The 25726-nt window shown below is 68.0% G+C and carries 25 protein-coding genes; 6 read left to right on the top strand and 19 right to left on the bottom strand.

Annotation, left to right across the window (positions count from 1 at the left end; all coding sequences use genetic code 11):
• Window positions 1-477 precede the first annotated feature (477 nt).
• The 9 genes from SM754_RS17490 to SM754_RS17450 form a co-directional block, all read right to left on the bottom strand.
• On the bottom strand, window positions 478-1281 hold the full coding sequence (locus SM754_RS17490; protein WP_323677445.1) for a CheR family methyltransferase: 804 nt from the start codon (window positions 1279-1281) through the stop codon (window positions 478-480).
• Window positions 1278-1799 (bottom strand): chemotaxis protein CheD, encoded by a 522-nt coding sequence (locus SM754_RS17485; protein WP_323677444.1) that lies wholly within the window; start codon window positions 1797-1799, stop codon window positions 1278-1280. The genes SM754_RS17490 and SM754_RS17485 overlap by 4 nt, the downstream gene beginning before the upstream one ends.
• Before the next feature lie 13 nt (window positions 1800-1812).
• Window positions 1813-3054: a chemotaxis protein CheC gene (locus SM754_RS17480; protein WP_323677443.1), complete on the bottom strand. Its 1242-nt coding sequence runs from the start codon at window positions 3052-3054 to the stop codon at window positions 1813-1815.
• Window positions 3051-3656 carry a chemotaxis protein CheC gene (locus SM754_RS17475; protein WP_227130614.1) on the bottom strand — a complete coding sequence of 202 codons (606 nt, stop codon included), beginning with the start codon at window positions 3654-3656 and terminating at the stop codon, window positions 3051-3053. The genes SM754_RS17480 and SM754_RS17475 overlap by 4 nt, the downstream gene beginning before the upstream one ends.
• Window positions 3657-3669: 13 nt before the next feature.
• A complete protein-coding gene (locus SM754_RS17470) occupies window positions 3670-7260 on the bottom strand; it encodes an Hpt domain-containing protein (RefSeq protein WP_323677441.1) in 3591 nt (1196 codons plus the stop codon).
• Window positions 7253-8377 (bottom strand): chemotaxis-specific protein-glutamate methyltransferase CheB, encoded by a 1125-nt coding sequence (gene cheB / locus SM754_RS17465; RefSeq protein ID WP_323677440.1) that lies wholly within the window; start codon window positions 8375-8377, stop codon window positions 7253-7255. The genes SM754_RS17470 and cheB overlap by 8 nt, the downstream gene beginning before the upstream one ends.
• Window positions 8374-8736 (bottom strand): chemotaxis protein CheY, encoded by a 363-nt coding sequence (cheY, locus tag SM754_RS17460; RefSeq protein ID WP_227130611.1) that lies wholly within the window; start codon window positions 8734-8736, stop codon window positions 8374-8376. The genes cheB and cheY overlap by 4 nt, the downstream gene beginning before the upstream one ends.
• 167 nt (window positions 8737-8903) lie before the next feature.
• On the bottom strand, window positions 8904-9476 hold the full coding sequence (locus SM754_RS17455; RefSeq protein WP_323677439.1) for a chemotaxis protein CheW: 573 nt from the start codon (window positions 9474-9476) through the stop codon (window positions 8904-8906).
• A gap of 203 nt (window positions 9477-9679) precedes the next feature.
• A complete protein-coding gene (locus SM754_RS17450) occupies window positions 9680-10573 on the bottom strand; it encodes a prenyltransferase (protein ID WP_323677438.1) in 894 nt (297 codons plus the stop codon).
• A gap of 184 nt (window positions 10574-10757) precedes the next feature.
• Between SM754_RS17450 and SM754_RS17445 the strand changes: the two genes are divergently transcribed.
• The 4 genes from SM754_RS17445 (at window position 10758) to queC (ending at window position 13354) form a co-directional block, all read left to right on the top strand.
• The gene (locus SM754_RS17445; RefSeq protein ID WP_323677437.1) at window positions 10758-11105 is read left to right on the top strand and encodes a helix-turn-helix domain-containing protein; all 348 of its coding nucleotides are present in this window, start codon (window positions 10758-10760) and stop codon (window positions 11103-11105) included.
• Between the two features lie 205 nt (window positions 11106-11310).
• Window positions 11311-11769, top strand: a complete 459-nt coding sequence (locus tag SM754_RS17440; protein ID WP_323677436.1) for a 6-pyruvoyl trahydropterin synthase family protein — start codon at window positions 11311-11313, stop codon at window positions 11767-11769.
• A gap of 2 nt (window positions 11770-11771) precedes the next feature.
• Window positions 11772-12551 (top strand): 7-carboxy-7-deazaguanine synthase QueE, encoded by a 780-nt coding sequence (locus SM754_RS17435; RefSeq protein ID WP_323677435.1) that lies wholly within the window; start codon window positions 11772-11774, stop codon window positions 12549-12551.
• A 17-nt stretch (window positions 12552-12568) separates the two neighbouring features.
• On the top strand, window positions 12569-13354 hold the full coding sequence (gene queC / locus SM754_RS17430) for a 7-cyano-7-deazaguanine synthase QueC (protein ID WP_323677434.1): 786 nt from the start codon (window positions 12569-12571) through the stop codon (window positions 13352-13354).
• A 34-nt stretch (window positions 13355-13388) separates the two neighbouring features.
• On the opposite strand, the gene SM754_RS17425 is transcribed toward queC, so the two are convergent.
• The 10 genes from SM754_RS17425 to aroA form a co-directional block, all read right to left on the bottom strand.
• A complete protein-coding gene (locus SM754_RS17425; RefSeq protein ID WP_323677433.1) occupies window positions 13389-13541 on the bottom strand; it encodes a hypothetical protein in 153 nt (50 codons plus the stop codon).
• Between the two features lie 48 nt (window positions 13542-13589).
• Window positions 13590-14531 carry a DMT family transporter gene (locus SM754_RS17420; protein ID WP_323677432.1) on the bottom strand — a complete coding sequence of 314 codons (942 nt, stop codon included), beginning with the start codon at window positions 14529-14531 and terminating at the stop codon, window positions 13590-13592.
• A gap of 133 nt (window positions 14532-14664) precedes the next feature.
• Window positions 14665-15234, bottom strand: coding sequence for an NAD(P)/FAD-dependent oxidoreductase (locus SM754_RS17415; protein WP_501993819.1), 570 nt, complete (start codon window positions 15232-15234; stop codon window positions 14665-14667).
• 67 nt (window positions 15235-15301) lie between these two features.
• Entirely contained in the window at window positions 15302-15781 is a 480-nt protein-coding gene (locus SM754_RS17410) for an SRPBCC family protein (RefSeq protein ID WP_323677430.1), read from the bottom strand.
• Window positions 15782-15899: 118 nt separating this feature from the next.
• The gene (lrpA1, locus tag SM754_RS17405) at window positions 15900-16328 is read right to left on the bottom strand and encodes an HTH-type transcriptional regulator LrpA1 (protein WP_323677429.1); all 429 of its coding nucleotides are present in this window, start codon (window positions 16326-16328) and stop codon (window positions 15900-15902) included.
• A gap of 128 nt (window positions 16329-16456) precedes the next feature.
• Window positions 16457-17392 (bottom strand): thiamine pyrophosphate-dependent enzyme, encoded by a 936-nt coding sequence (locus tag SM754_RS17400; RefSeq protein ID WP_323677428.1) that lies wholly within the window; start codon window positions 17390-17392, stop codon window positions 16457-16459.
• A gap of 3 nt (window positions 17393-17395) precedes the next feature.
• Window positions 17396-19315, bottom strand: a complete 1920-nt coding sequence (locus tag SM754_RS17395; RefSeq protein WP_323677427.1) for a 2-oxoacid:acceptor oxidoreductase subunit alpha — start codon at window positions 19313-19315, stop codon at window positions 17396-17398.
• 344 nt (window positions 19316-19659) lie between these two features.
• Window positions 19660-20811: a chorismate synthase gene (aroC, locus tag SM754_RS17390; protein ID WP_323677426.1), complete on the bottom strand. Its 1152-nt coding sequence runs from the start codon at window positions 20809-20811 to the stop codon at window positions 19660-19662.
• Window positions 20812-21098: 287 nt separating this feature from the next.
• Complete coding sequence (locus SM754_RS17385) at window positions 21099-22379, bottom strand: alkaline phosphatase family protein (RefSeq protein ID WP_323677425.1); 1281 nt, start codon at window positions 22377-22379, stop codon at window positions 21099-21101.
• Between the two features lie 133 nt (window positions 22380-22512).
• Window positions 22513-23829: a 3-phosphoshikimate 1-carboxyvinyltransferase gene (aroA, locus tag SM754_RS17380; protein ID WP_323677424.1), complete on the bottom strand. Its 1317-nt coding sequence runs from the start codon at window positions 23827-23829 to the stop codon at window positions 22513-22515.
• Between the two features lie 171 nt (window positions 23830-24000).
• Between aroA and SM754_RS17375 the strand changes: the two genes are divergently transcribed.
• Window positions 24001-24477 carry a DUF8009 family protein gene (locus SM754_RS17375; RefSeq protein ID WP_323677423.1) on the top strand — a complete coding sequence of 159 codons (477 nt, stop codon included), beginning with the start codon at window positions 24001-24003 and terminating at the stop codon, window positions 24475-24477.
• 31 nt (window positions 24478-24508) lie between these two features.
• Window positions 24509-25690, top strand: a complete 1182-nt coding sequence (locus SM754_RS17370) for a M24 family metallopeptidase (RefSeq protein WP_323677422.1) — start codon at window positions 24509-24511, stop codon at window positions 25688-25690.
• Window positions 25691-25726: the final 36 nt, after the last annotated feature.

The following is a 25726-nucleotide window of genomic DNA, read 5'->3' as shown; positions in this document are numbered from 1 at the left end:
TTGAGGACGGCGTTTTCTGGCATAGAACACTTCGAAAATGCCGTTCCTCACTTTTCAGTGCTTATCTGAACACCGCCCTTCCGACGTTGGCGCGCGCACCAGCGGAATTCCCTTGTTGTCGGTCCGATCGACGACCAACGAATGTGTCGGCGAACCCGACGACGTCAACAGGACGAATGTTGTTGCGCTCCTCGCAACTCGCTTGTACGGACCGTGACGCCAGCAGGCCATCCACCGGTCTGAAATCAAACCACCTCTCGTTCGATGGTAGATCAACCTCGGCACGACGGGTGGTCCAGCGGACACAGGTGGCTCAAACCTTCCATCGATGACTACGACTCGAACAGTCGCCGCGACCAGCCCCATCTACCCGAACGGCAATGAACTCACGCTCACCACCTCAATTGTTGGTCTAATTTCATCTATCTGCGGAATTATCTGCTGTGTCTGGCGAGGGGAGGGAATCTTGTGCCGTAGTCAATCGCGACGGTAGATGCGGAGTCGGCCGTCGAGAACCTCGAAGGCCGACTTGAGCTGTGGCGGAATCGTCTCCGCCTTCCCGATGACGAGGTAGCCGTCGGGTTTCAGCGAGTTCGCGATGGTCCGCAGAATCGGTTGCTTGTACTCGTTGTCGATGTAGATGAAGAGGTTCCGGCAGACGACGAGGTCGAACCCGCTCTTGGCCTCGCCGTTGATGAGGTCGTGCTTCGCGAACGTGACCTTCCGGCGGACGCGCTCGCGCATCCGGAACGAGTCCCCGTCGCGGTCCACGTACGTGTGGAAGTTCGAGAGGAACGAGAGCTGGTCCTCGATGTCGACGGTCCGCGAACTCGCGTACTCGCCGTACTGTGCGGTCTGTAGCGACTCCTCGTTGATGTCCGTCCCGTAGATGTGGAACTTCTCCTCGTCGACCCGCGGGTCGTCGATGACGAGCATCGCGAGCGAGTACGGTTCCCGACCGTCCGCGCACGCCGCGGACCAGACGTGCACGCGCTCGTTGTTCGCCGACAGATCACGGAGAACACCACGGATCCCCTCCCAGACGTCCGGGTTCCGGAAGAACCCCGTCACGTTGATCGAGAACGAATCCAAGAGTTCCTCGGCCTCCTCGTCGTTGCCCTTCAGGAGCTCGTAGTACTCCTCGTAGTCCGCCACGCCGGTTCGACGCATCCGACTCGACAGTCGGCGTTTCAGGTAGCTGTCGTTGTAGTGGCTCGTCGCGAACCCGATCTCGTCCTCGACGTACGCGGTGACCTGCTCGTAGGCGGCGTCGCCGCTCACAGCTCGACCACTCCGTGATCGCCGTCGGCGGTCCGAACGGTGAGCGTCCCGGTGCTCGTGTCGAACTCGACCGTGCGACCACGCTGCCCGCCCGTGTCCTCGGCGATGATCGGAACACCGAGCTTCCCGAGTTCGTCCTTCGCCGCGGCCGTGTTCCGCTCGCCGACGCCGTCGCCGAACGACTCGAACTCGAACATGTCGCTCCCGCCAGCGATCTTCGCCTCGACGCTCGTGTACGCCGCGCCCTTCTCGACCATCCGCCGGAGCATCGCGCGAATCGCCGTGTCCGCGTACTTCCCGGGTTTCTCGTCCGCGCCGTCCGCGGCGTCGCCGTCGGGGAGCATCACGTGCGCGAGTCCACCTATCCCCGAATCGGGGTCCCAGAGCGCCACCGCGAGACACGACCCGAGCCCGTAGGACTTCAGGGTGTCCTCGGCGTCGCGCCCGCGGACGACGAACTCCGAGATACCGACCTGCACCGGTTCGGGAGCCCCTGGTTCGCTGCCGTACGTCTTCATGCGTCCTCCATCGTCATGCGTTCTCCAGTTCGTCTATCGAGACGTCGGCCTTCGTTTCGGCGTCCGCGACCTTCTCCACGTCGAGCTCGTTCAACGCACGCTCCAGGTCGTCCTGGTTCGGGATCGCGTAGATCGAGCAGTCGAACTCGCGGTCGTTCGCGCGCATCACGGTGTCGAACACGAACGCGAACTCCTGGTCCTCGCCGAGCTGGATGACGACCGGGTCGATGACCGCAGCGCCGTAGTCGTGGATGTACTCCGGCGGCGAGTGATCGATGGTCGTCCCGAGGACGTTCGCCCACCCGTCGATGAACCCGCTCGCCATGATGTTCCCGAGCTCCTTGATGGCGGAGACGCCGAGGTCGCCGAACTCGTCGTCGGGCGGGCTCGGCACCGTCGCTTCGACGACCTCGCGCGCGCTCTGCTCGTCGAACAGGAACAACAGGTACCCCGACGGCTTCCCGTCGAGTTCGTGCGCGACGCCGACGAGCATCTCGTCGTCGATCTCCTCCGGGATGGCTTCGAGACTCGCGAAGTTCAACCGGCGGACCTCGACCTCGGTCTCGATACCGGTCAGGGTCGTGATGTTCGACGCCACCTCCTTCGCGCCCTGTTTCGCCATCTCGTCGAATCCGGCGAGCTTGTCGTACTCGATACCGACCGAGTTCGGGTCGCGGTGCCGGTCGAGGACCGCCGCCATCGACTCGCGCTCCGGGAACAGGTAATGCCGGAACTCGATCTCGGTGTCGACCGCCTCTATCTTGCTCTGGAAGAGCAGCGCGAAGTCGTCGGCGTCCGGCGCCTCCTCGAGGTCGCCGATGAAGTCCATCGCCGTCGCCCCCTCGACGAACTCGGGAGTCTCCACGTCGATACCCGTCTCGAGGACGTCCGCCCACCCGTCGATGAACCCGGCGTTCATGATCTGCCCGACCTCGGTGACGGCACTCCGACTCATGTCGTCGAACTCGTCACCGGTGTCGTCGAGGAGCGTGGAGACGACGCGAAGCGCGCTCTCGCGGTCGAACACGATGACCGAATGCCCGTCGATACCGTCCGAGAGCTCCACGCGGACGCCGACCTTGTCGGTGTCGTCGTCGAACTCCTTCTGGATCTCCGACCCCCGCATGAAGTTCAGTTTCGTCACGCCGACTCTCGTCTCGACGCCCGTCATCCGCGTCAGGCGGCCTGCGGCGAGGCCGGCGCCTTCGCGCGCCATCTCGTAGAACGTCCCGAGTGCCTTGATGTCCAGTTTCATTGGGGCCGTGCCTCGATCGCGTTGACCATCTCCACGAACTCCTCGAGGTCGGGGAACGCGTAGATCTCGGCGGCGATATCGTAACTCGGGACGGTCAGGTTCGAGTCGAAGAACAGCGCGAGATCCTCGCCGCCCAGTCCCGCGGTCCGCTCGACGATGTCGCCGGCGGGTGCGTACACGAGCTGGGGCGTCGCGATGTCGATGGTGCGACCGAGCACGTCCGCCCATCCGTCGATGAACCCGCTCGCCATCATGTTCCCGAGCTCCTCGACCGCCGAACGCGCCATCTCCCCGGACACGTCACCCATGTCGTCGACCATGTCCGACAGCATCAGCGCGGTCACCTTCTTCGCTGACGATTCCGGGAAGAGGATGAGCACGTGCCCGTGCGGCGGCTCCATCAGCCGCACGCGGACGCCGACGCGCTTCCCGTCGTCGAGCTGGGACTTGATGTCCTTCACGTCGATGAAGTTCGTCTTCGTCACCTCCATCTGGGCGTTCTCGCCCGTGAGTTTACTCATGTTCTCGGCGACGCCGTTCGTCCCCACCTTTGCCATCTCGTTGATGAAGCTAAGCTTCCGGATGTCTACCATCAAGCTCATGGTTTGTTTGCTCTCATAGCGTTTTCACGTCGAGGATGTTCACGACCTCGCCCTCCCCGAGGACGGTCGCGCCAGAGAGCCCGGGGATACCCCCGAGGACGTCGTCGTACGGTTTCACGACGACCTCCTGTTGGCCCTGAACGCGGTCGCAGTGCAGCGCCACGTCCCGCACGTCCCCGCGGACGTGCAGGAGCATGCCGCCGCCGTCCGCCCGAGCGCTACCCGGCGAGCCGAGCGCGTCTCCGAGGCGTACGAGCGGGGTCTCGTCCCCGTCGTCGGTTCGAACGACCTCGCGGTCGTCGCCTTGTTCCACCGCTGCGGCGGAGCCGATGTCCCGGACGACCTTCGTCGGGATGCCGAACTCCTCGTCGCCGCATTCCACGAAGAGGACGTCGTCGATGGCGACCGACACCGGGAGCACGAGTCGGATCGTGGTCCCGGCGCCGAGTTCGCTCTCGATCTCGACCTCGCCGTCGAGGTCCTCGACCGTCGACCGAACGACGTCCATCCCCACCCCACGGCCACTGACGTCCGTGACCTCCGCGGCCGTCGACAGCCCCGGATGGAACACGAGTTCGCGCGCGTCGTTGTCCGATAGCGCGTCCGCTTCCTCGCGGCTGAGGATGTCCTCCTCGACGGCTTCGTCGCGGAGGACGTCCGGGTCGAGGCCGCGGCCGTCGTCGGTGACCTCGACGACGACGCGGTCCCGTGCACGCCGTGCTTCGAGCGTCACGGTCCCCGTGTCCGGTTTGTCCAGTCCCTCGCGTTCCTCGCGGGATTCGATGCCGTGGTCGACGGCGTTCCGCACGAGGTGCACGAGCGGGTCGCTGATCTCGTCGAGGATGGTGCGGTCCATCTCGACGTCCTCGCCGTCCATCTCGAAGTCCACGTCCTTCCCCTGTTCGCGCGAGACGTCACGCACGACGCGGGGGAGTTTGTTCGCGGTCATCTTGAGCGGGACGAGGCGGATGTCCATCACGGTATCCTGGAGTTCGCCCGTGATGTCCTCGAGCTCGTCGAGGTCGTCGTCGAGCTGTGCGGGGCCCGCGTCCTCCTCGACGGCACGGCGGAGGCGGACGCGGTTCGTGACGAGTCCCTCGACGAGGTTCAGGAGGCGGTCGACCTGGTCGACGTCGACGCGCACGGACTGCACGTCGCTGTCGCCGGTCTCGTCGCCCGAGCTCGGGAGCGTGGCGTCGACGAGCGCGCGTGCCTCGTCGGGGTCCATCTCGCCGTCTGGCGCGTCCACGTCGGCCGCGTCCTCGGGTGCGTCGTCGAACCCGCCGGCGTCGACGCCGTCGTACTCGACGCCGCTCGACGCCGCGTCGTCCCCGAAGCCGGCGTCGGTACCGAAGTCGCCGGTCTGGACGTCGCTGTCGGCGGTCGTCGTCTCCGCTTCCGGTTCGTCGAGCTCGAACTCGCCGACCTCGACGCTGTCGAGGTCGGCTTCGTCGACGTCCGCGAGCGGCCCGGCCGTCGAGGACGCCTCCGTCTCCGCGTCGACGTCGGGCGCGTCGTCCTCGCCGAAGTCGAGGTCGGCGTCAGTCTCGAACCCGTCTCCGCTCTCGACGTCGAACGAGTCGTCGGTATCGGCCGCGAACGAGTCGTCCGTGTCGAAGTCGCTGTCGATGCCCTCGCTCTCGAAGTCTTCGCCGAACCCTGCGTCGGCGTCGGCGCTCGCGGGCGTCTCAGTCCCCTCGAAGGGGTCGTCGACGTCGTCGAACGACGTGTCACCGTCGGGGTCGGCGGATTCGAGCCCGAACTCGTCGTCGCCACCGGCGTCGACGGTCGTTGGTTCGTCGAACCCGCCAACGTCCGGTGCGCTGTCGAACCCGTCCTCCGCAGTCGCCGCCTCGTCGAACCCGTCGTCGACGGTCGCGTCTGCGGTCTCGGGTGCACCCGCGTCAGCGGCCGTGTCTGCGGTCTCGGGTGCGTCCGCGTCAGTGGTCTCGGATGCGTCCGCGTCCACGGTCGCGTCTGCCGTCTGCGCATCGTCGAGCGCGTCACCGACAGCGGCGGCCTCGTCAGCCGCGGTCGCGGCGTCGACAGCGGTCTCGCCGGCGTCCACATCCTCGGTCGAGACGTCGGCCGGAATCGAATCGGCTTCGACCGAATCCGCTTCGGCGTCGGCTTCGACCGAGTCCGTTTCGGCGTCGGCTTCGACCGAGTCCGCTTCGGCGTCGGCTTCGTCGAAGCCGGTGACGTCGTCGACGAGGATGTCGTCGACGTCGCCGTCGTCGATGTCCACGTCGTCGCCGAAGAAGTCGTCGTCGCCCTCCTCGAAGTCGTCGCCGAGGAGTTCGTCGAACCCGACCTCCTCCTCGTCGCTGTACTCGTCGAACTCGAGTTCGTCCAGTTCGTCCTGGAGTTCGTCGAACCCGACGGGGTCGACCTCCTGTTTGAGTTCCGCGAACGTCTCCGCCGCGTCCTCGACCTGTTCCGGGTCGTCCGCATCGCCGGCGTCGGCCGTTGTCTCGTCGTCGCCGCCGAGGTCGAGGTCGTCGTCACCGGTGAGGTCGTCACCACCGAGGTCGAGTTCGTCGTCTCCAGCGAGGTCATCGCCGCCGAGGTCGAGGTCGTCGTCACCGGCGAGGTCGTCACCGCCGAGCGGGTCGTCCGCCGGTTCGTCGTCGGGCTCCAGGTCCTCGCCGAGGTCGAGGTCGTCGAACGACCCGGCCTCGCCGAGGTCGTCGAACCCGGACACGTCGTCCATCTCCTCGACGAGCGCGTCCAGGTCGTCGTACTCGTTGAACTCCCCGAGGAGCTCGTCGACGCTCATGTCCTGCGCGACGTCCTCGTCGATCTCCGCGGCCGGGTCGTCGGGAAGCGGTTCCGCCGACGCGGCCGCCGCATCGGCGGACTCGTCCGTCACCGACTCCGCTTCCGCGTAGCGCGACGTGACGTCCGTGATGATCCAGTCGTCGACGGCCTCCACGGGCTCCAACGCCGCCTCGATGGCGCCGGGCGTCACCGCACTCCCGAACACGGCGTCGATGCGACCGCTCGCATCGTCCGCTTCGACGACGTCCCGCGACGGCGTCGTCCCGAGCAGGTCGAACGCGTCCTCGAGCGCATCGACGACGAGCGCCGCGTTGTTCACGCCCTCCTCCTGGACGACCGCAAGCCGGACGTGATAGACCGTGTGGTCGGGTTCGTCGAGGTCGTCCAGCCCGCGGACCGCGTCCTCGAGGTCGTCCTCGGACGGATCCGTGATGCCGGGCGCGCCCGTCGCCGCCGCCTCCACCGCACGAAGCCGGTCGATGGTGTCGCTCGGGTCCGTCCGGATCTCGCCGTGCTCGCGCACGTCGTCGAGCATCGTCTCGAACTCGTCGACCGCGTCGAACACGTCGTCCATCAGGTCCGCCGACACCGCCATCTGGCCCGCCCGCACCGCGTCCAGCAGGTCCTCGATGGCGTGCGCGAGGTCGCTCGCCTCCTCGAACCCCATCGCGCCCGCGTTCCCCTTCAGGGTGTGCGCCATCCGGAAGATGCGGTCCATCGCCTCCTCGTCCCCGGGCTCGTGCTCCAACTCCAGGAGCGCGTTGTTCAGCTCGGTGACGTTCTCTTCTCCTTCCTGCACGAAGTCGCGTACGTACTCATCCATGGCTCGAAGCCTCCTGCGCGAACGCGTCACAGATAGCACCCGGTACGTCTGCGGCCGACCGAACGTGGTCGACGCACCCCGTCGCGATCGCCTTCTCGGGGATACCGAACACCGGACTTGACGCCTCGTCCTGCGCGATGGTCGTCCCACCTGCTCGTTTGATCGCCTCGATACCCGCGGCACCGTCCTTCCCCATGCCGGTCAACGCCACGCCGACGAGCGGGTCAGACACGCGGTCCGCGGCCGTCTGCATCGTCACGTCGATCGCGGGACGGACGCCGTGAACGCGCTCGCCCTCGGTCAGGCGCACGCGGAGGTTCCCGGCGACGTTCGACGTGACCTCGAGATGATACCCGCCTTTCGCGACCACGACGTCGCCGTCGGTCACGCGCTGCCCGTCCGACGCTTCGGACACGTCGAACGGCAGGAACGAGTCGAGGCGAGCGGCGAGCCGGTCCGTGAAGCTCTCGGGCATGTGCTGGACGACCAGCACTTTCGGGTCGAGCGTCACCGGGAGCGACCGCAGGATGCTCTCGAGTATCTTCGGCCCCCCTGTGGACGCCCCGATGACGACAGTGGGGTGCTCGACGAACGCACGGTCCGGTTCGACGGACGAGTCGCCCGCAGCCGCCGACCGGTCGCTCGTCTCCGGTCGACTGGCACGCGCCGTCGTCGTCGACTCCGCTGTGGCCGCGGTCCGTCCGTCCGTCGGCGCGATCGACGACAGGTCCGCGCTGGCGACCGCTTCGAGCTTCTCCACGATACGGTCGCCGAGCGATTCGATGTCCCGCGTCACCTCGCCACCGGGTTTGGCGAGGAAGTCGACGGCGCCGCGCGCGAGCGCGTCGAGCGTCGCCTCCGCGCCCTGCTCGGTGTGCGCGGACAACATCAAGATCGGCGTCGGTTTCGACGCCATGATGCGCGACACGGCTTCGATGCCGTCCATCCCGGGCATCTCCACGTCCATCGTGATGACGTCCGGGTCGTGTTCGTGCACCATCTCGATGGCTTCCTGGCCGTCGCTGGCGCTCAGCACACGGTACCCGTGGTCCGCGACCACGTTCCCGATGACAGTGCGCATGAACTGCGAGTCGTCGACGACCAGCACGCTCGTCATGCAGGCACGACGTCCTTCAGCGCCTTCCTGACGCTGGGTTCCTCGAACGGCTTCGTCACGTAGCCGTCCGCACCGGCCTTGACGGCGAGCTTCATCTTCTCGCGCTGGCCGACGGACGTGCACATGATGACCCGCGAGTTCGGGTCGAGTTTCTTGATGGCGGCTGTCGCCTTGATGCCGTTACACTTCGGCATCACGATGTCCATCATGACGATGTCCGGTTCCTGTTCCTTGTACAATTTCACCGCTTCGGCCCCGTTGGACGCCTCTCCGAGTATCTCGTAATCGTCCTCCAGAATCTGTCTGAGGAGATTCCGCATAAAATGAGAGTCGTCCACGATGAGCACCCCTGTCGACATTCGGTTAATACACCAAGCATCGTTAGACGAAGCAAAAACATAAATGCTATTGCCCGGTTATCATCCCCGATAACTAGTGGTATGAGGTCGCTACTACGCCTTGACGGTGTTTCAGGGGGTTCCTACCGATGCTGTCGCGACGTGACTATGACACGTTCTCCCGCGGCCTACCTCGTCGGGCCGGACGCTTCGATGATGCCTTCGACGTCGACGAGGCCGATCGGCTCGGTTCGCTCGCCGTTCTCGACGCGGCGAAGCAGCGCGGCGACGAGCGGATGGTCGGCGGTCTCGTCGGTCGCGTCCTCGCTCGGCGTCACGTACTTGAGCGGGAACAGCTCGACGCCCTCCACGGTGTCCACCCTGATTCCGGCCGATTGCCGGTCCTGTGGCATGTCGAAGACGATGATGCGCTGGTCGTTCTCGGGCGGTTCGTCGACGCGCGTCGTGAAGTGACTCCGCGAGTCGATCACCGCGGTGATCTCCCCGCGCAGGTCCATGATGCCGTCGATGGCGTTCGCGGCTCGCGGGACGCGCGTCAGCTCGCCGACCTTGACGATGTTCTTCACGGCGTCGACGTTCATCGCGAGGCGGTGGTCGCCGACGCGGAACACGACGAACTGCTCGACCTCGTCGGGCTCCCCGTCGCCGCCTGCGCGCTCCGTCTCCGGCTCTCTGGTCTCCTCGTCGGACGACGAGGCGACCTCGACGTCCTGTAGTTCGTCGGGGAGGTCCGCGGACATTCTCGTGTTCGTGAATCCGTACGCACGGATAAAAATCTGCCCCCCGACCGGTGTGTGCGTGGTTCTCGCGGTCGCGCCCCTCGTCCACGAGCGCCGCTGCGTCCGGTGCCGTGACCGGTGACCGGTTCTCGCACGTACCTAGGGCCGGGTGGCGCGCGTCTGGGTGGGTCGCGTGGCGCGTCTGGGCGAGTGCACCGGTCGCGTCACCAGACGCAGGCCGCGGTGAGGACGTACGCGAACGCGAGCACGAGCATGGCGTGAACGGTCGCTGCGGGCGATTCGGTCCGGCCGTATCGGCGGGCGCCGACGGCGAGGAGGACGGCGGTCGGCGTGGCGAGTGCGAGGAGCGCGAGGGGGGCGAGACCGGTAGCGACGAGTGCACCGACGCCGCCGAGGCCGAGGGCGGCGGCGAGGACGTAGAGCCGTCTGAGCGTGTGCGCGTCGAGGATGACGGCGAGGGTGCGTTTCCCGACGTGGGCGTCGGCGCGTCGGTCGGGCCACTGCGTGGCGAGGAGGTTCGCGAACACGATGGCGGTGAACGGGAGGAAGGTGAGGGCGTCGACGACGTCCGGCGCGGTGCCGGTGACGGCGACGCCGTACAGCGGGAGTGCGAGCCCGCCGAGGACGGCGTTCGTGACCTCGCCGAGGCCGCGCCACGCGAGCCGTGGGCCGAGCGAGTACGCGACGCCGACGACGAGGATGGCCGAGAGGAGCGCGGTGGCGGACGCGGGGACGCCCGCGACGACGGTCGCGAGGAGTGCGAGGACGGCGAGCACGCTCGCGCCGACGAGCGCGCGCCGCGCGAACGGCCGACCCAGGTCGGCGTCGTGGAGCGCGCCGCTCCCGCCGGAGTACGGCGTCCGGGTGGTGAGCGCGTCGGTGTCGTAGTCCGCGTACTCGTTCGCGTAGTGCACGGCGACGGCGACCACGAGGAGTGCACCGACCCCGACAAGGACGTTCGCGTGCGTGGCGCCGCGCGCGACGGCGACGAGGACGCCCAGCGCGTACACGACGCAGACGAGCGCCAGCTGGTCGGGGCGCGCCATGCCGGTGAGCGCGAGGACGTACCGACGTCGGCGGGGTCGGCGCTCCGTCACGGCCGTCGGTTGGAGCGAGACGACCGTATGCGTGTCGGCGAGTTGTCGCGGGGAAGCCCAGCTGTGTGTCGCGTGCGCTGGTCGTCAGCTGGTCGTTAACTGGTCGTTAACTGGTCGTCAGCTGGTCGTTGGCCCGCCGGACCAGCCGGAAGTTTCAAACGTGATAATCGTGAAGGGCTGGGACATGAGTTCGAGTGCGCGGACCGACGACGTCGCCACCAGCGTCCTGACGGCCCTCGGCAACAAGTACAGCGCCGAGATCCTCTGCGCGGCGCGCACGCCGACGTCCGCCCAGGACCTCAGCGACGAGCTGGGCGTTCCCATCGCGACGTGCTATCGTCGCATCGAGGAACTGGAGTCGGTCGGGCTCCTCCAGTGTGAAGGGCGACAGCTCTCCGACGAGGGGCGGCGGACGAACGTCTACCGGCGCACGCTGGACGAGTTCGCCATCGAGTTCACGGGCGACAAACCGGACCTGTCGACGGAGGACCGGTCGGCGGCGAAGAACCAGATACAGGAACAGATGGACTGACCGCCGACCGAGGCGCCCGTCCGCGCGTGGACTCGCTCCTGCTACGGGTTGCTCCGGTGGTATCTGCCGCCGATTCCTTCGCTGGTCCCTGCACACGACTCCTCCGGTGGTCCCTGCCGACGGTTTCCCCGCTGATTCCAGGCCGGCGAGCGGCGCGTTCACGGCGGATGAGCAGTTTCAAGTGCGACTGCAGGAATCTCGGAGTATGATGGAGAGAATATCGTCGGCGTCGGCGGAGCGCCTCGCGGACGCGCGACGGACGCTGTACGTGGGGCGGGACCGACCGCTGCGGATCTCCGCCGGGCATCGCATCCGGCACCACGACGGGAAGTGCTCGCGGCCGCACGGCCACAACTACGAGATCGCGGTCGCCATCACCGGCGACGTCACCGAGGAGGGCTGGGTCGTCGACAAGGGCGCGGTGACGGACGTCGTCGACGACTGGGATCACCGGTTCCTCCTCGAGGACGACGACCCGCTGGTCGAGGTGTTCGAGGACGCGGGCGACGGCGACGCGGTCGTGACCTTGGAGCGCCCGCCGACCGCGGAGGTAATGAGCGTCGTCCTGGAGACGAAGCTCCTCGACGCGCTCCCGGAGTCGGTCGCGGACGTCCGCGTGCAGGTGTCGGAGACGAGCGAGCTCACGGGCGGCAGCCCGCTGTAGGGATGCCGGTCACGGACCGCATCGACGACGACGCCATCGACTCGGGGAGAGACGGGGACGGCGACGCGCTCCCGGTGAACGAGCTGTTCGAGTCCCTCCAGGGCGAGGGCCGGCTCGCGGGGACGCCGTCGGTGTTCGTTCGCACGAGCGGCTGCAACCTCCGTTGCTGGTACTGCGACTCGTATCACACGTCGTGGGAGCCGACGCACGCGTGGCTGGACGTGGACGCCGTCGTCGCCGAGGTCGAGTCCTACGACGCCGAACACGTCGTGCTCACGGGCGGGGAGCCGCTCGTGCACGACGCGAGCGAGACGCTCCTGGAGCGCCTGGCCGACCGCGGCTACCACACGACCGTGGAGACGAACGGCACCGTCGCCACGGACGCCCCAGTCGACCTCGCGTCCATCTCCCCCAAGCTCGCGAACAGCGTCCCCACGGCCGAGCGCGACCCGAAGGGCGACGGCGAGTGGGCCGAACGCCACGACGACCGCCGGATCGACCTGGACGCGCTCGGTTCGCTCGTGGAATCGTACGACAGCCAGCTGAAGTTCGTCGTCTCCGAGCGCGACGACGTCGACGAGGTCGACGCGCTCGTCGCGCGACTCCGTGACGCGACGACCGCGACCGTCCGCGACGCGGACGTCCTCCTCATGCCCGAGGGCGCGACCCGCGACCGACTCGCCGAGACCCGCGAGCGCGTCGCCGACCTCGCGCTCGACCGCGGCTACCGGTACACGCCGCGCCTGCACGTCGACCTCTGGAACGACGCCCCCGAGACGTGACTCCATTCGACTTCACCATGACCGACGACACGACCGACCCGACGACCGCATCGTCCGCCCGCCAGCGCGCTCCCGACGACGCCGCCGACCCCGACGACGACGCGACCGCCGAGCGCGCGGTCGTGCTCGCCTCGGGCGGGATGGACTCGGCGACGGCGGCGTACGTCGCCGCGGACCGCGGCTACGACCTGTACCTCCTGCACACGTCGTACGGCCAGAACACCGCGGCCCGCGAGTACGAGTGCGCTCGCGCGCTCGCCGACGCGGTCGACGCCGCCGACTTCCTGCACGTCGAGACCGGGCACCTCGCGGCCATCGGGGCGTCGAGCCTCACCGACGACGAGCTCGCCGTCGCGGACGCGGACCTGGGCGACGACGAGGTTCCGGACTCGTACGTGCCGTTCCGGAACGCGAACCTCCTCGCGATGGCGACGAGCTACGCCGAGGCGAACGACTGCGAGGCGGTGTTCATCGGCGCGCACAGCGAGGACTTCTCGGGGTACCCGGACTGCCGGCCGGCGTTCTTCGAGGCGTTCCAGGGCGTCGTCGACGCCGGGACGAAGGACGACACCGACGTCGAGATCCGCGCGCCGTTCGTCGAGTCCTCGAAGACCGACATCGCCGAACGCGGTCTCGAACTCGGCGTCCCCTACGAGCACACGTGGAGTTGTTACCGGGAGAACGAGCCCGCGTGCGGGACGTGCGACGCGTGCGCGTTCCGCCTGCAGGCGTTCCAGCGGCTCGGCGAACGCGACCCCATCGCGTACGCCGAACGGCCGGACTACGTCGAGGACGACCGCTGAACGGACGTCGGCCCGTGGTTCGCGAGCGACACTGTCAGCTCGTGCCCGGGACGGGCACCTCGACGGTCCGGTCGACGGCGAAGAGCGAGAACAGCGCGAACAGCGCGTAGAGCGCTGGCTCGTCCGCGAAGACGCCGAGGACGCCGAGGATGCCGAGCGCGCCGAGCGGGCGGACGTTCACTTGCATCGCAGGTGTGTGTCGGGACGCGTCCGCCAAGAGAGCGGAGGTCGGTTCTCAGTCGCCTGGAACCTCGTCCGCCTCGGCGGCTTCGGGGTCGGCGCCGCGTTCGCGCGCCATGACGGTGACGGCGATTCCGGCGAGCGCGATCGCGCCCCCGAGGACGGTGAGCCACCCGGGGACCTCCCCGAAGATGACGAGCGCGAGGAGCGCGCTCCCGACGGCCTCCCCCAGGAGTGAGACGGAGACGACCGCGGACTCGACGCGTTCGAGCAGCCAGTTGATGACAGTGTGTCCGAAGAACCCCGGGCCGATGGCCATCGCGGCGAACAGCACCCACTCCACCGACGGGTACCCGAGGAGGTCGTGCCCCTGAGCGAGCGCGGTCGCGAGGAGCGCGACGGTGCACGCACCGTAGACGACGGTCGTGTACGGGAACACGCGGACGCGCTGGCGGAGCGACCGCCCGACGAGGACGTACGCCGCGGCCATCCCGGCGGAGACGACGGCGAGCGCGTTCCCGAGGAGCGGGTCGGACACGGTGGAGCTGCCCGAGGCGTCCAGGCCGATGAGCGCCGCGCCGACGACGGCGACGACGATACCGAGGACCGTCCGAGGCGTGATGCGGTCCGAGAGCACGAGCCACGCGCCGACGGCGACGAACACGGGCTGGGTCTGGACGAGCGTCGCGCTCGCGGCGATGGTGGTGAGGTCGATGCTGACGAACCAGAGCGCGAAGTGCGCGGCGAGCGCGACCCCCGCGACCACCGCTATCGCGAGGTCGCGACGCGATATCTCGCGGAAGTCACCGGGGTTCCGGCGGACGGCGAACGGGGCGACGAGCGCGGTCATGAACAGGACGCGGTAGAACGCGATCACGGTGCTCGGCGCGTCCTCGACGGCTCGAACGAGCGGCGCGCTCGTCGACACCGCCAGTATCGCGACGGCGAGACCGACGACCGGCCGCTCTACGACCGCGCGCCGCACCCGACTGAACACACGTGCACGGTACGCGGACGCCCTCAAACCCGTTCCGGTACCGGCGAAGCGACTATCCCCGAGGGGGACCTGGCCGACGGTCGGCTACTCGGCGAACCGACCGGCCACGACGCCGCGGTGGTCGACCAGTCCGCTACTCGGCGTCGGCCGGCACGTCGAAGTCGTGGAAGTGCTCGCCCTCCTCCTCGCTGAGGATGTCGAGCGCCGCGGCGCCGCCGTCGCCGGCGGAGATGACCGCCTGCCACTCCTGGTCGCGGACCATCGCGCCGGTCGCATAGCAGTCCTCGACCGACGTCTCCATCGAGAGGTCCACGCTGACGGTGCCGTCGTCGTCGTGCTCGCATCCCATCGCCTCCGCGAGGTCGCGGTCGGCGCCGGTCGCGAGCACGACGTACTCGGCCTCGTACTCGGCGTCCTCGTCGTCGTCGGTCGTCACGACGAAGCCCCCGTCGGTCGACTCGATGCCGGTCACGGCCTCGCCCTGGTGGCGTTCGACGCCGTAGGAGTCCGCCTGCTCGCGGGACTCCTCGAGGAACCGCTCGCCGTCCATCGACTCGATGCCGAGGTAGTTGAAGAGGTGCGCCTTGTGCATCCACGAGTCGTCGGTGTCGAACACCTTCGTGTCGAGGCCGTTCTTCGCGGTGAACAGCGCCGCGCTCAGGCCGGCCGGACCGCCACCGACGACGAGAACTCGTGCCATGATAGCACGCCATTCGCTCCGGGCGAAAAAACGTATGCGTTCCGGAAAGTCCCGTCGGCTCCTCGACGCCCTACTCGAGGAGGCGCTTCGTGCGCTTGTGGCGGTCGCGGAACATCCCCTCGAACCCGACCTTCGCGAACGGCCCCGCCGCGTCACCGAGCCCGCCGAGGGGCAGGCGATAGTCGAGGCGGTCGCGGACGATGGTGTCGTCGCCGTCCGCGTAGAACAGGTGCGTGTGCCGCCAGAGACGGAACGGCCCGTCACGCATCTCGTCGACGAAGTACGCCGACCCGTCGTTCGCCTCGCGCTCCACGATGACCGACGTCCAGGACTGCGCGGGCGTCACCCCGAACGGTTGCATCCGCATCTCGATCTCCGAACCCGTCTCCAGGACGTCCGGGTCCACCTCGCCATCGGGACCGCGAACCGCGAGCAGATCGAGTCCCATGAACTCGGGCGTCAACGCCTCCAGTCCCGACGCCTTCGAATGGAACTCCCAGACCGCGTCGAACGGCGCACGGACCCGAACCTCTCGCGTGAACGTCGGCATACCCCCGAATTGACACGCGACGGTCATAACCCCGCCGGTCGGAGAACCCGCTCGTCGACGGTCACCGAGCACCACAGAACCCACTCCTCACTGGGCCACGCGACGGCCGGTCGCGTCGCTACTTCAGTCGCTCCTGGAGGAAGGACGGATGCGCCGCAGTCACGCCCTCGATGTCGAGTATCTCGTCCTCGATGACGGACCCGAGCGCGTTCCCGTCCGACGCACGCACCTCCGCCATCAGCATGTGGTCGCCGCTCGACGTGTACAGGGACTCCACCTCGTCCAGCGCCTTCAACGCACGCGTCCCCTCGACGTACTTCTCGCTCGCCACGTCGATACCGACGAGCGCGATCGACTGACTCGAGAGCTTCTTCGGATCCACCTCCGCCGAGTACCCGACGATGACGCCATCGGACTCGAGCTCGTCGATGTACTTCCGTACCGTCGGCTTCGAGACCCCCGCTCGATTCGCGATCTCCGCGTGGGACGCCTGCGCGTCCTCCTCCAAGATAGAGAGGATACGATCGGCCGTCGACTCCGTACTCATATGTAGAATAAATTTGCGTCGGTGCGAAAGAAGCTTTCGGACGACCGAACTCGCCCTCGCAACTCGGGAACCGCGGCCTGCGAACGCAGGCCCCAGCCCCGACGGTCACCGTCGAACGCGCAGTCGCGTTACTTGTGGCGGTCGAGCAGGTCGTAGCTACGCTCCCACTCGTAGTCGTCGTCGAAGTACCGCTCCGCGAGCGGCTCCGTCGGCATCTCGCCGATGTCCTGCTTCTGGGACTGGTAGGACGTCGACTCGTCGTCGACGTAGTACCGGCCCGTGAGGACCTCGCCCTCGTACAGCTTCTCCTCGGTCTTCGTCATCATCTCCTGGGCCTCGCGCCGCGAGCTCGTGTCGAAGTCGTAGTCGTCGGACTCCTGCACGTCGATGTACGGCACGTACTGGCGCGCGTCCTTGTTCCACGTCGGGCACTGCGTGAGGAAGTCGATGTGCGCGAACCCGTCGTGCTCGATGGCCTCCTTGATGATCTCCTTCGCCTGGTTCGGGTTCACCGCGGCCGTCCGCGCGACGTACGTCGCGCCGCTCGTGAGCGCGAGCGACAGCGGCCGGATCGGCGTCTTCGTGTTCCCGTGGGGCTGGGTCTTCGACTTGTGACCCTTCGGCGACGTGGGACTCGTCTGGCCCTTCGTCAGCCCGAAGATCTCGTTGTTGAACACGATGTACGTCATGTCGTGGTTCTCGCGCGCGGTGTGCATCGTGTGGTTCCCACCGATGCCGTACCCGTCGCCGTCACCGCCCGCGGCGATGACCTCGACGCCGGGGTTCGCGAGCTTCGCCGCACGCGCGACCGGAAGACTGCGGCCGTGAATCGTGTGGAAGCCGTACGTGTCCAGATAGCTGTTCAGCTTCCCCGAGCACCCGATGCCCGTGACCGTCAGGACCTCCTCGGGCGTCTTCCCGACCTCCGGGAGCGCCTGCTTCAGCGCCTTCAGGACGCCGAAGTCACCACACCCCGGACACCACGTCGGCTGGGGTTCGATACCGGGCGTGAACTCGTCCCGGTCGATCTCTCGCTCGTCGTCGACTGCGTTGAATGCACTCATAGGTTAGTCACCTGCTGCAGGTTCGATCCGGACCTGCGCCTGCAGGTCCGAGGTGTCGCCGCCGTTGACGTTCGCTTCGAACCCCTCGACGACCTCCGCGGGCTCGAAGGGGTTCCCGTTGTACTTCAGGAGGCTCGTCAGCTTGTCGCCGAACCGACCGAGCTCCTTCTGCGTGAGACCGCGGAACTGCGCGGTCGCGTTCATCTCCACGACCATCGCCTCGTCCACGCTCTCCAGCCACTCGGTGACCTCCTCGACGGGGTACGGCATCATGTCCGACACGGACAGCGCCTTCACGGAGTGCCCGTTCTCGTTGAGGCGGTCGACGGCCTCCTTGACCGCACCCTGACTCGACCCCCACGTGAGGATACCGTACTCGGCCTCCTCGGGCCCGAAGTACGTCTGCTGGGAGTCCTCGTCGAGCTCCGCGCGGATGGCCTCCTTCTTGCGCTTCCGGCGGTCCATCTGCGCGACGCGGTTGTCCGGGTCCTCGCTGATGTGCCCGCTCGGGTTGTGCTCGTTCCCGCTGGCGAGGTAGCGGCCCTCCTGCTGGCCGGGGAGCGACCGTGGACTCACGCCGTCGGGGACGCCCTCGAAGTTGTTCTCGGGGTCGTGCTGGAACCGGTGGAACTTCCCGGAGTCGTCGTGCGCGGCCTCCCGGAGCTCCTCCTCGGTGAGCGTCGACCCGAGGTCGGGCGCGGGCTCGCGGTCGAAGAACTCGACGTCGACGTTCGTGTTCTCGCCGCCGAGCTTCTGGTCGTAGACGAGGATGGCGGGGATCTGGTAGTCGTACGCGATCTTGAACGCCATCCGCGTCTGCTCGTAGGCCTCCCGGATGTTCCCGGGCGCGAACACGACGCGCTGGCTGTCGCCCTGACTCGTGTAGAGGACGTGCTCGAGGTCGGCCTGCTCGGGCTTCGTCGGCATCCCCGTGGAGGGACCGGCGCGCATCGCTTCGACGAGCACGAGCGGCGTCTCGGTCTGCTCGGCGAGGCCGAGCGGTTCGCTCATGAGCGCGAACCCGCCGCCCGAGGACCCGGACATCGCTTTCGCACCGTTGTGGCTGGCGCCCACCGCGAGCGCGGCTGCGGCGATCTCGTCCTCGACCTGCTCGGAGATACCGCCCATCTCCGGGAGGTTCTGGCTCATGATCGTGAAGACGTCCGTCCACGGCGTCATCGGGTAGCCCGCGATGAACCGACAGCCGGCGTCGATGGCGCCGTACGCGATGGCGTTCGAGCCCGAGAGCAGCGCCTGCTCGCTCTCGTACTCGCCGGTGGGTGCACGGAGGTCGTGAGTCATCTCCGTGTTCTCCTTGACGTCCTCGTAGGTGTCCTCGAGGATGGTGACGTTCGCGTCGAGGATGTCGCCGGACATGGCCTCGCCCATGATCTCCTCGATGTGCTGGAGGTCCATGTCGAGGAGCGCGGCGGTCGCGGCGACGCCGGCGGTGTTCCGCATGACCTCGCGCCCGTGTTCCTTCGCGATCTCGCGGAGGTCCATCGGGTAGAGGTGCCAGTCGTTCTCCTCGGCGCGCGCCTCGAGGTCGAGTTCCGCGACGTCGTCCTCGTCGAGGAGGCCGGTGTCGTAGACGATGACGCCGCCCTCGTTGAGGTCGTCGAGGTTCTCGCTGAGCGGTTTCAGCTCCTCGTTCCCGTAGTAGGCGTCCTCCTTCGGGTTGCGCGCGAAGGAGTCGCCGAGGGCGAGGAGGAAGTTGTATCCGTCGCCGCGGGACCGAACGTCGTCGTTGGACGCCCGGATCTCGACGTACGTGTGGCCGCCGCGGATTCGAGAGGGATAGTGACGATGCGTGAAGATGTTCAGCCCCGATCGCATCAGGGCCTTCGCGAAGTTCTGGCTGGTCGAGTCGATCCCGTCGCCGGAACCGCCCGAGACGCGCCAGATGAGGTCGTCGTCAGTCATTGTTGGTAGTCACGGCCCATGCTGGACCTAGGTGCTTGAAGATTCACGAGAAACCGACTAAAGCCTTTGCTATCCATTAGCACACAATAATTGTGAAGAACCGGGGAACGGTTTCGATGTTTCCGGGGACGGCACCGACCCGCGGGATTTGAAACGAACGTTCATCCGGGACACCGAACGTCTCCACGAACCGAGGAGAACACCCACCTGAGCGCGGTCCACCGGCCGGATTCGGCGCACGCGACACGCGGACCCATCGAGAGCGACCCGGCTGTCAGGCGGCAACCCGTCTCAAACTCCGCTCCACTGGCTCGGACCCCGCTCTCCCCCGCCGCGGACACTGCTCACTCGTTTCGTGGACTGCTCGGGTGATAGTCGGTGTCGTACTCGCCGACGTCCCCGTCGACCCTGTCCGGGTTGATGCGGCCGGCGAGGAGCATGAAGTCCGCGAGCGTCAGCGCGAGCATCGACTCGACGACCGGCACCCCGCGCGGCGGGAGCACGGGGTCGTGGCGGCCGATGACCTGCTCGGTCTTCTGCTCGCCCGTCTCCCAGTCCACCGTCTCCTGTGCCTTCGGGATCGAGGTCGGCGCGTGCAGCGTCACCTCGCCGTAGATGGGTTCGCCCGACGAGATACCGCCCTGGATGCCACCGTGGTCGTTCTCCTCGGGGACCGGATTCCCGTCGTCGTCGAACTCCCAGTCGTCGTTGCGCTCCTTGCCCGTCCACGTCGTCGCCTCGGTCCCGAGCCCGAACTCGAACGCGGTCGTCGCCGGCACGCTCATCATCGCCTGCCCGAGTCGCGCCGACAGCGAATCGAACCGCGGCGCACCCAGCCCGACGGGTACCCCCTCGGCGCGGAACTCGATGCTCCCACCGATGGAGTCCCCCGCCTCCTGGTACTCGTCGATGCGCTCGCGCATCCGCTCCGCCGTCTCCGGGTGCGCGCACCGGACCGGGTTCTCCTCGCTGTGCTCCCGCATCTCCGCGAAGCTCACGTCGGGCGCCTCGATGTCGTCTATCTGGTTCACGTGCGCCTTCAACTCGACGCCCTCGCGTGCGAGGAGCTTCTTCGCGATGGCGCCAGCGGCCACCCAGTTCACGGTCTCCCTGGCCGACGACCGACCGCCGCCGCCCCAGTTCCGCGTCCCGAACTTCGCCGAGTACGTGAAGTCCCCGTGACTCGGCCGCGGCGCCGTGACGAACGGCTCGTACTTCCCGCTCCGTGCATCCTTGTTGTCAATCACCATCCCAATCGGCGTCCCCGTCGTGTACCCCTCCTGGAGTCCGGACTTGATCGAGACCGCGTCCGGTTCCCCGCGACTCGTCGTGATCTTCGACTGCCCGGGCTTGCGCCGGTCGAGGTCCCGCTGGATGTCCTCCTCGGAGAGCTCCAATCCCGCAGGGCACCCCGAGACCGTCACGCCCATCGCCTCGCCGTGACTCTCGCCGAACGTCGTCACCTGGAAGAGCCGCCCGAACCGGTTCCCGTTCATGCTCAACCCTACGCGCCCCACCCTTTCAACCCTCCCCTAGCCGCAAATCCAACCCACGACCATCACACCTCCCTCGTCAGCACACACGCACCCACCAGCCAATCCACACCCCCGGATGTTTACACCAGACCTAAACCACAGCGCTCGCTGACGCCGACCATTCAACTACGAAGCCGCGGCCACGCTCGACGTGCCATGACGAACCACCGCCGGTGGACCAGGGCGGGAGCGTGGCGAATCCACCGGCACACGCGACGACCGCAGCCACCTGTCAGCCAACGCGCACCCTAAAGTGCGTCCGCGACGTCCTCGAGTCGTCCCGCAGCGAACGGTACCAGCATCTCGTCCGGATGCAATCCGCCGTGCATCCCATCCAGTCGCAGTTCCTCCGACTCCACGTCACCACCGAACCACGTCCCCAACGTCGGATGCAGCGCAACGAGGTCGCCGACGCGACGCTCCGTCTCACTCGCGACCGGCCCATCGCCGAACAGCTCCCGCTCCAGTACCGACTCGCCGTCGAGCACGTACGCACCGACCTCGTCCTCGAGCACCCGCCGAACGTCGCCTCTCGCGTCCGCACGGACGTGAAGCTCCACGTTCCGTGGACTCCCAGACAGATACACAGGCGACCCGTCGCCGTACCGTTCCAGTCCGTCGACGACCGTCGGGTACTCGCCGAGGTCGACGTTCCGCTCCGGGTCCGTATCGACGTGCCCGTGGTCGGCGACGAACGCGACCAGCACGTCGTCGTCAGCGTCGACCGCAGCGCGCGTCGCGGCGACAGCATCACCGACCGCACGCCACGTCTCGTCGACGACCGACGCGTACGGAGCGGACTGCGTCCCACTCGCGTGCCCCTCGTGGTCGACATGCGGCAGGTAGACGTAGACGTACGACGGATCGTTCGCTTCCTGCACGGCCTCCTCGGTCGCATCGACGACCGACGAGACGTCCGCGCCGTCGTACTCGTAGCCGGTCGCCCCAGCGTACTGGCACGGGAACGGCGCCACTAGACGAGATTCCACGCCCGCCTCCGCAAGCGCCGGATAGAGCGGGTCGACAGCGTACGCGTCCGCCGACTCGAACTCCTCGACCGACGAGCCCGCCTTGCCGTCGAACCCGAGTCCACGGAACGACGCGTCCAGTTCGGGGTCGTAGACGTTCCACCCCAGGACACCGTGCTCGGCGGGATACACGCCGGTGTTGAACGTCGTGATTGCGGCCGCCGTCTCGCTCGGGAACACGCTCGTCAGTGGCGTCACCGTCGTCGACTCCTCCACACCACTCACGACAGGGTGCTCGCGGTGGTCGTGCCACTGCGAGAGCCCGAAACCGTCGACGAGGAACACGACGACGTAGTCGACGTCGCGGTCGCCGTCCACGCCGACGCCGTCGACGCCGTCGTAGACGTCCGCGGGCAGCCGGCGCGTCCCCGTCGGTTCGCCGAGCGCGCTCGTGAGCGTTCCGGGCACGTTCCCGAAGCAGTAGTCCTCGTACGCCGGGTAGAGCCGCGGGCCGTCCTGCATCCGCTCGCGGAGGTCGGCCTCGACGTCGTCGCGAAGCATATCTCGGACGAAGGCGACAGCGTGCATGAATCTGCTGGAGGGACTGGTCGCGGTAGCAAGACTCACACCAGAGCAGTTCAGTTCCCGCTCCGTCCGTCGACAGCGCCACCGGCCCGCCGATATCGCCTCCGGATCAGTCGATGGGGTGGGCGTGCGCGCCGAGGTCGGCGAGGACGTCGAAGAATCCGGGGAAGGAGACGTCGACGTGCTCGCAGCCCCGGATGGTGGTGTCGCCGTCGGCGGCGAGCGCGGCGACGGCGAGCGCCATCACGACCCGGTGGTCGGCGCGTCCGTCGACGGTCGCCCCTTCGAGCGTCGTCTCGCTCCCGTGTACCGTGAGGGCATCCTGCTCCTCGGTGACGCTCGCGCCGAGCTTCGCGAGCTCCTCGGCCATCGCGGTCACGCGGTCGGTCTCCTTGTACCGGACGTGCTCGGCGTTCTCGATGCGGGTGTCGCCGTCGGCGACCGCACCGAGGGCGGCGATGGTCGGGAGGAGGTCGGGCGTATCGCCGACGTCCACCGTGACGCCGTCCAGGTCGGCGCGCTCGACGACCACGGTCCCCGCATCGCGATTCCAGTCCACCGACGCGCCCATCCGCTCGATGATGTCGATAATCGCTGCGTCCCCCTGCGCGCTCGGGACCGCACCCTCCACGGTGACCGACGGGTCACCGGCGACGGCGCCGGCGGCGAGGAGGTACGACATCGACGAGAAGTCACCGGGAACGCGGTACTCGCCGTCAGCGGTCGCGTACGTCCCGCCACCGTCGACGCGATAGCCCGCGACGGCGTCCGCGGTCTCGCTCGTGGTCGCCGTCGCGCCGACGCCGAACGCGTCGAGGACGTCGAGCGTGATGTCGACGTACGGCGCGGACTTCAGTTCGGTCTCGAGGGCGACGTCTACGCCGTCGTCGGTGCGGGCGCCCGCCATCAGGAGCGCGGTGACGAACTGCGAGGAGACGTCGCCGGGGATGCTCGCCGTCCCGCCCGTCATCGGGCCGTCGACGACGAGCGGCGCCTGCCCGTTCGAGCGCGTGCTCCGCGCCGTCGCGCCGAGCTGTCCGAGGGCGTCCAGGAGCGGGCCGTGGGGGCGCGAACGGAGCGACGAATCGCCCGTGAGGACGGTCGTTCCGTCGACGAGTCCCGCGACCGCGGTGACCAGGCGCATCGTTGTCCCGCTGTTCGCACAGTCGACGACGTCGTCGGGCGTCCCCGGCGAACCGGCGACGCCGTCGACGACCGCCTCGGTTCCGTCCTCGGCGAACGCGACGTTCCCGCCGAACGCCTCGACCGCGCGGGCCGTGGCTCGCGTGTCCGCGCTCACGAGCGGGTCGCGGACCGTGGCGCCGTCGCCGAGCCCGGCGGCGAGGATGGCGCGATGCGTGTAGCTCTTCGACGGTGGCGCCCGTGCAGTCCCCGAGACCACGGACGGAGAGACGTGTGCGTCCATGGCAGAGGCGTGGACGGCCGACGGGTTATGGGTACCGACGTCGACAATGTCCACCAAGTCGCGCCACGGGACGCAGGCGTAACGTCTCGAATGCCACGGGACGCAGCCGTGCCGTCTCGAACGGGTTCCGCCGGCGAGCGAACCAAGTCAGTGGCGTGCTCACGTGCTCGTATGCCAGCGGAATCGTCGGACCCGCGGACCGTCGACGTCCTCGTCGTGCACGCGGACGACGTCGTCGCGGCGCTCGCGGCGACCGCGCAGGGCCGCGAGACCGTCCTCCGGGTGACGCCACCGTTCCGTCGACGACAACGCGCCCGAATCCACGTCCCCGGTGAGATGAGCGCCCAGCAACCCGCGGGCTCGGAGCGCGACCCGTCGAGCGACACCGGCGCGGACCCGCTCGTGGTTCCCGCCGACGCGTTCGTGGACGAGGACGCGCCGTCGTTCCCACGGGCACCGGAGACGGAGCCGGAACCGGCCGAATCACCCGAGTACGACGTCGACGAGCACCTCCAGGCGCACGAGGACGCCGTCGCCGCCTGGCGCGAACGCATCCAAGGGCACTTCCGCGAGCGAGCACGCGTCGACGGCCCTGACGACGAGCGCTGCGAGTTCGACGTCCGGTACCTCGGTGCGCGAAAGCAGTAGACGTAAGCCCGACGGTTCCGAGGGTACGCGCATGGACCCGGACTTCGCCGCCCTCGACGCCTACCTGGACGAGCACGACCTCGACGGGTACGCGTTCGCAGACGACGAATCGAACTCGGACCTCTACTACACGACCGGCTTCGGCGCACCGGATCCGTTCGTCGGCGTCTACACGCCGGACGAGACCGCCATCCTCGTCTCGTCGCTCGAGTACGGCCGCGCGACGAAGGAGGCGCGCGCCGGCACCGTCAGACGCCGCTCCGAGTACGACCCCCGCGAGAAGCAAGCCGAGTACGGCGAGGAGCGCGTCCAGCAGAAGGTCGTCGCGGAGTTCCTCGCGGACGTCGGCGTCGACGCCGTCGCCACCCAGCACGGGTTCCCGGCCGGCCTCGCGGACGGCCTCCGCGAGGAAGGCGTCACCGTCGAACCCGAATCGACGGGGAACGGCGTCGTCACGGACGTCCGCGCGGTGAAGACCGACGAGGAGCTCGAACACGTCCGCGAAGCGCAGAAGGCCAACGAGTCCGCGATGGCCGCCGCGGAGGCGCTCATCCGCGACGCGACCGTCGAGGACGGCGTCCTCCACCACGAGGGCGAGCCGTTGACGAGCGAGCGCGTCACCGAGGAGATCGAGGTGGCGCTCATCCGCGAGGGCTGTGCGCTCGACGAGACCATCGTCGCGTGCGGCGCGGACGCAGCCGACCCCCACGACCGCGGGAGCGGCCCGCTCGAAGCCGGTGAGACGATCATCGTCGACATCTTCCCGCGGAACAAGGCGTCGAAGTATCACGCCGACATGACGCGGACGTTCGTGAAGGGCGAGGCGACCGAGACCCAGCGCGACTGGCACGCCGTCACCGACGAGGCGCGGAAGGCCGCGCTCGACGCCGTCGAAGCGGGCGCGACCGGCGAAGAGGTCAACCAGGCGGTCGTCGACGTCTACCAGGACGCCGGGCATCCGACCGTCTTCACGGACCCCGACACCGAGACCGGGTTCATCCACTCGACGGGCCACGGCGTCGGCCTCGACGTCCACGAGGCGCCGTCGATATCGCTGAACGGCGGCGAGCTCGAAGCCGGGCACGTCATCACCATCGAACCCGGGCTCTACGACCCCGCGGTTGGCGGCGTCCGCATCGAGGATATCGTCGTCGTCACCGACGACGGCTACGAGAACCTCACCGACTACCCGATCGAACTCGAAGTCGAGTAGGCGCCGGGACCGAACGCACGCGACCCGGAGTTCGAC

It is taken from the genome of Halorubellus amylolyticus (genome assembly GCF_034808145.1).
Lineage (GTDB): Archaea > Halobacteriota > Halobacteria > Halobacteriales > Natrialbaceae > Halorubellus.
The sequence above is the reverse complement of the archived record's forward strand: the minus strand, read 5'-3'. Positions and strand labels throughout refer to the sequence as shown.